This is a genomic window from Stenotrophomonas sp. UBA7606 (genome assembly GCF_002477705.1).
Classification (GTDB): domain Bacteria; phylum Pseudomonadota; class Gammaproteobacteria; order Xanthomonadales; family Xanthomonadaceae; genus Stenotrophomonas.
Genome location: NZ_DLJW01000018.1, coordinates 1 through 4,274 on the forward strand (window position 1 = coordinate 1; position 4,274 = coordinate 4,274).

The window sequence follows — 4,274 nt, forward strand, 5'->3', positions numbered from 1 at the left end:
AGCTTGGCCGGGTTGTCCATCATCACGATGGTGCCGTCGCTCTTGAGCACCTCGTAGATCACCGTCGGCGCGGTGCTGATCAGGTCAAGGTTGTACTCGCGCTCCAGGCGCTCCTGCACGATCTCCATGTGCAGCATGCCAAGGAAGCCGCAACGGAAGCCGAAGCCCATCGCCTCGGAGCTTTCCGGCTCGAAGCGCAGCGCGGCGTCGTTCAGGCGCAGCTTGTCGAGGGCTTCGCGCAGGTCCGGGTAGTCCTCGGCATCGACCGGGAACAGGCCGGCGAACACGCGCGGCTGCATTTCCTGGAAGCCGGGCAGCGGCGCGTCGGCCGGATCGGCCTGCAGGGTCAGGGTGTCGCCGACCGGCGCACCGTGCACGTCCTTGATGCTGGCGTTGATCCAGCCCACTTCACCGGCACGCAGCGCAGGCATTTCCTTGCGCTTGGGGGTGAACACGCCGACCTTGTCGACCAGGTGCCAACGGCCGGTGGACATGACCTGGATCTTGTCGCCGGCCTTGATCTGGCCCTGCATCACGCGTACCAGCGAGACCACGCCCAGGTAGTTGTCGAACCAGGAGTCGATGATCAGCGCCTGCAGCTTGTCGCTGCCTCGGTCGGCCGGCGGCGGGATGCGGTGCACGATGGCTTCCAGCACCTCCTCCATGTTCAGGCCGGTCTTGGCGCTGACCGCAACCGCGTCGGAGGCATCGATGCCGATCACCGCCTCGATCTCGGCCTTGGCGCGATCGGTATCGGCGGTGGGCAGGTCGATCTTGTTCAGCACCGGCACCACTTCCAGGCCCTGCTCGATGGCCGTGTAGCAGTTGGCGACCGACTGCGCCTCCACGCCCTGGGCCGCATCCACCACCAGCAGCGCGCCTTCGCAGGCGGCCAGCGAGCGGCTGACTTCATAGGAGAAGTCGACGTGGCCGGGGGTGTCGATGAAGTTCAGGAAGTAGGTCTGGCCATTGCGGGCCGTATACGGCACCGACACCGACTGCGACTTGATCGTGATGCCACGCTCGCGCTCGATGGGGTTGTTGTCCAGGACCTGCGCTTCCATTTCGCGCGCGGTCAAGCCGCCACACAACTGGATGATGCGGTCGGCCAGGGTGGACTTGCCGTGGTCGACGTGGGCAATGATGGAGAAGTTGCGGATCATCCGCATCGAATCATGTGACATAGGTGGCGGCGGCGGCGCTGCGTCGTCAGGATAACGGGGCATTATCGCATGCCGGGCCCAGCCCTCGCACAGGGGGATGCCGGCAGCTGAACGAAAGGAGCCGCCCGAAGGCGGCTCCTTGGCCTGAACAGTCCGGCAGCGCGGGCTTATTCGCCGGCGCGTACAGCGACGAAGGCACTGTTGCCCCCGGCCCGGACCAGCAGCATGACCACGTCGCCCTTCTTGTAGGCAGCCAGTTCACGGTTCAGCGCAGCCACACTGCCGACGGGGGTGCGCCCTACCTGCAATACCACCATTCCGGGCGACAGGCGGGCTTCGCGGGCTGCTTGGCTCTTTACTCCGGTGATGCGCACGCCCTCACCGGCCTCCAAGCCAAGCTGGCTGCGCTCGGCGGCGGTCAGGTCCGCCACATCAAGCCCCAGCAGGGCATTGGCGCCAGCCTGCGGCTTGCCGGCGTCCGCACCTGCCGCGCTGGCGCCCTGCCTGGCGGCGTCCTCGGCCAGTTCGGTCAGAGTGACGGTGATCTCGCGCGGCTTGCCGTCACGCAGGATGCCCATGCGCACGCGGCTGCCCGGGGGCATCGCCCCGATCATCGGCGGCAGCTCGCTGGCGTCGTTGATCTCGGTGCCATTGACCGAGCGGATCACGTCGCCCACCTCGATGCCTGCCTTGGCAGCCGAGCTGTCGGCCACCATCTGGTTGACCAGGGCACCACGGCTGTCGGGCAGCTTCAGGCCTTCGGCGGCATCGGCGGTGACCGCGCCCACCATCACGCCCAGCTGGCCGCGGCTGACCTTGCCGTTCTTCTTGATCTGCTCGACAGCGCCCATGGCCAGGTCGATCGGGATCGCAAAGCTGATGCCCATGTACCCGCCCGAGGCCGAGAAGATCTGCGAGTTGATGCCAACCACTTCGCCGCGCGTATTCAGCAGCGGACCACCAGAGTTGCCCTGATTGATCGCCACGTCGGTCTGGATGAACGGCACGTAGCGCTGGTCCGCATAGGGATTGCTGCGCCCGGTCGCACTGACGATGCCGGCGGTGACGGAATGGTCCAGGCCGAACGGCGAGCCGATGGCCACCACCCACTGGCCGGGCTTGAGGGTATTGGAATCGCCCACACGCACCGTCGGCAGGTTCTTGCCGTCGATCTTCAGCAGCGCGACATCGTACTGGGCGTCGCTGCCGACCACCTTGGCGGTGAATTCACGGCGGTCGCTGAGCTTGACCTTGACCGACTCGGCGCCATCGATGACGTGGTGGTTGGTCAGTACGTAACCATCATTGGAAATGATGAAGCCCGAGCCGGCACTACGTCCGCGCGGCGCATTGTCCGGCCCCTGCTGGCCGGGGCCGCCGGGCATCTGGAAATCCGGGCCGAAGAAGCGACGGAAGAACTCCGGCATCTCGTCCATGTCCGGGCCGCTGGCGGCACGCGCCGGACGGCGCGCACCAATGACCGATTCGATATTGACCACGCCCGGGCCCACCTGGTCAACCAGTTGGGTGAAATCAGGCAGGCCCTGCACCAATTGCGGTGCCGGCGCTGCGGTACGCGCGGGCGCCACCTGCTCGGGCGCCGCCGCGGGGGCGGTGGTCTGCGCACAGGCCACCAGCGGCAGGGTCATCGCCAGCAGGCCAAACACCTGCTTGTGGATACGGTGGGTCATCAGCTTCGAGCCTCCAATTCATTCAAAGCGGGAAGGAGCACCCTCGCCCGCGGTGCCATCTGGGGGGCACGCAGGAGGGAACATGGGGAAACCGGCTGGCGCGGATGGCCCCAGCCAGCCGATGCGGGTCAAGGATGCGGGGACAGCCGGGGCAAGCCGGTTTCGTCGGCGCCCTGCGCCGGCATCCGGGGTTCAAACGGATAGAAAGTTGCGCCGCCGGACTCCTGCGTCGGGTAGCTGGCATTGAGCGCCCCCTGCGACAGGGACGGCGCTACCGACGAGCGCGGCCACGGGCGGGCCGGCAACACGGCGTTGCCGGAGGCGAAGGGGTCCTGCTGGCGCAGTGCCGGCAACACCGGTGCCGAAGCGATGGCCCGCTGCGGCTCCGCCGGACGTACCGTGCCAGCGCGCGCCGCCTGCTGGGTGCGGGTGGCGCTGCCGCGGCGGCCATTGGTTTCTTGGCGGCGCGCTGCGGCCGCAGCCACCGAGGGGGCTGCGGCAACCAGTGCCGCGATATCACCCGCATCCGCGGTCACCGGTGCCGGCGTGGCGGGTGCCGGTTGCTGCGGCAGGCTGACTTCGGCGGTGGCGGCGATGACGGGCGCAGGGGTGGCCGTTTCCGGCAATTGCTCGCGCGCCATGAACAAGGCCACCGCGGCAACCGAGGCGGCCAAGGCCGCGCCGCCGCCCCAACGCCGCCAACCGGTCCGGGCCGTGCGTTGCGGATGGGAGGCAGCCGCCACCGGCCCATTCTGCAGGGCATCGGCATCCACGGCGGCACGCACCCGCGCACTGAAATCAAACGGCGCCGGCGCGCAGGCCTGGCCACGCATCACGTCGCCCAGCAGCTGCCAGCGCTCCTGGCAGCTGGAAAGCTCGCCGTCGTGCTGCAGCCGGCGCAGCATGAAACGCGCCTCGTCGGCTGCCAGCTCACCGTCCACCAACGCCGACAGCTGCTGGCGATAGTGCAGTTCGAACTTGTCCGCGGCCTTGTCCATGCCCGGGGTCTGGTCTTGCCTGCTCATACGCGGCTCCGCTCACGGGTGGCGCTGGCAGTGTCCAGCAAGGGGCGCAACTGGGCGTCAATGGCCTCGCGGGCACGGAAGATCCGCGACCGCACCGTGCCGATCGGGCAACCCATTTTCTGCGCGATGTCCTCGTAACTCATGCCTTCCACCTCTCGCAACGTAATGGCTGAGCGCAGCTCTTCGGGCAGCGCGTCAACCGCCTTCATCACGGTCTGTTCCAGTTCCTGGCGCATCAACTCACGCTCGGGCGTGTCGTTGTCACGCAACCGCACGCCGCTGTCGAACTGCTCGGCGTCACCGATCTCGATGTCATCGGTGGGCGGTCGCCGATTGTGTGCTGCCAGGTAGTTTTTTGCGGTATTCACGGCGATCCGATGCAACCAGGTATAGAA

At 67.5% G+C, this 4,274-nt stretch carries 4 protein-coding genes; all 4 read right to left on the reverse strand.

Annotated elements, in window-relative coordinates; all coding sequences use genetic code 11:
- On the reverse strand, window positions 1-1,169 hold a 1,169-nt coding region (gene lepA / locus B2527_RS02845; RefSeq protein WP_293706034.1), incomplete at its 3' end, for a translation elongation factor 4.
- Window positions 1,170-1,330: 161 nt separating this feature from the next.
- Entirely contained in the window at window positions 1,331-2,854 is a 1,524-nt protein-coding gene (locus B2527_RS02850) for a DegQ family serine endoprotease (protein ID WP_293706031.1), read from the reverse strand.
- A 128-nt stretch (window positions 2,855-2,982) separates the two neighbouring features.
- Entirely contained in the window at window positions 2,983-3,879 is an 897-nt protein-coding gene (locus B2527_RS02855) for a sigma-E factor negative regulatory protein (protein ID WP_293706032.1), read from the reverse strand.
- On the reverse strand, window positions 3,876-4,274 hold a 399-nt coding region (locus B2527_RS02860), incomplete at its 5' end, for a sigma-70 family RNA polymerase sigma factor (protein WP_293706033.1). The genes B2527_RS02860 and B2527_RS02855, both read right to left, overlap by 4 nt.

What these genes read in the sequence shown, in the direction of transcription:
- B2527_RS02850 (WP_293706031.1), bottom strand. Translation starts at nt 2,854, where the DNA reads ATGACCCACCGTATCCACAAGCAGGTGTTTGGCCTGCTGGCGATGACC.
- B2527_RS02855 (WP_293706032.1), bottom strand. Translation starts at nt 3,879, where the DNA reads ATGAGCAGGCAAGACCAGACCCCGGGCATGGACAAGGCCGCGGACAAG.